General features: G+C 63.8%; 1 protein-coding gene. It reads left to right on the top strand.

Going from position 1 to position 840, the window contains the following annotated elements; translation table 11 throughout:
* On the top strand, nucleotides 1-810 hold an 810-nt coding region (locus AABE20_RS11225; RefSeq protein ID WP_338333145.1), incomplete at its 5' end, for an ATP-dependent DNA helicase.
* Nucleotides 811-840: the final 30 nt, after the last annotated feature.

Genomic DNA, 840 nt, shown 5'->3' with positions numbered 1-840 from the left:
CAGTTGCCGTCGGTCGGGCCGGGGCAGGTGCTGGCCGACATCATCGGCTCCAACGCCGTGCCTGTGGTGCGGCTGACCGAGGTGTTCCGTCAGGCGGCACAGAGCCGGATCATCACCAATGCGCATCGGATCAACGAGAGCAGGATGCCCGAACTGAGCGCGGAAGAGGGATCGGATTTCTACTTCGTGGAGGCGGCCGAGCCCGAGGTCGGGCTGCGCAAGTTGCTGGCCGTGGTGAGGGATCGCATCCCGGCGCGGTTCGGGCTGGACCCTGTTCGCGACGTGCAGGTGCTTTGCCCGATGAACCGGGGTGGCCTTGGGGCGCGGTCGCTGAATATCGAATTGCAGCAGGCGCTGAACCCGCCGGACGAGGTGAAGGTCGAGCGGTTCGGCTGGACCTATGGTCCGGGCGACAAGGTGATGCAGATCGCCAACGATTATGACCGGGATGTCTTCAATGGAGACCTCGGCGTTATCGGCAGGATCGATGTGGAAGAGGGCGAACTGACGGTCTCATTCGATGGACGGGATGTCGTTTATGGCTTCGGCGAGTTGGACGAACTGGTGCTGGCCTACGCCACCACCATCCACAAGAGCCAGGGCTCGGAATACCCGGCGGTGGTGATTCCGCTGGTGACGCAGCATTACGCCATGCTGGCGCGGAACCTGCTCTACACCGGCGTCACACGGGGGCGGAAGCTCGTCGTGCTCGTGGGCCAGAAGAAGGCGCTTGCTATCGCCGTGCGCAATCAGGGTGGCAGGCGACGGTGGTCGAAGCTCAGGGAGTGGCTTGCGGGTAGTTTTGCATGACGGAGCGATGCCTCCATGTCGGCTTCCGCC

Source organism: Acetobacter zythi, from assembly GCF_963921165.1.
GTDB lineage: Bacteria > Pseudomonadota > Alphaproteobacteria > Acetobacterales > Acetobacteraceae > Acetobacter.
The sequence above is the reverse complement of the archived record's forward strand: the minus strand, read 5'-3'. Positions and strand labels throughout refer to the sequence as shown.